Below are 271 nucleotides of genomic sequence, written 5' to 3' on the forward strand. Positions count from 1 at the left end.
GTGCTGGGTTGATACGATGCTGGAGCGTGGCTACATTGAATACGAGGTGGAAGAATGAAGAAGATTGCGGCAATTGCGTTGATGGCGCTGGCGCTCGCGGGATGCACGCGTGAAGATCAGGCACGTAACACGCTGACCGGTGCTGGCTTCAAGGACATCAAGATCACGGGCTACGACTTCTTCGGCTGTTCGAAGGACGACACGTTCCATACGGGATTCACTGCGCGCAGCCCAAGCGGTCAATTCGTCGAGGGCGTTGTGTGTAGCGCCG

1 protein-coding gene is annotated in these 271 nt (G+C 57.2%); it reads left to right on the forward strand.

From position 1 onward, the window contains the following. Positions 1-54: 54 nt before the first annotated feature. Positions 55-271, forward strand: a 217-nt coding sequence (locus tag AC1RPW_RS08465) for a hypothetical protein (protein WP_481769521.1), incomplete at its 3' end; no start/stop codon positions are given.

The sequence above is a fragment of the Dellaglioa sp. CoH-55-MRSF-8 genome, from assembly GCF_056782195.1.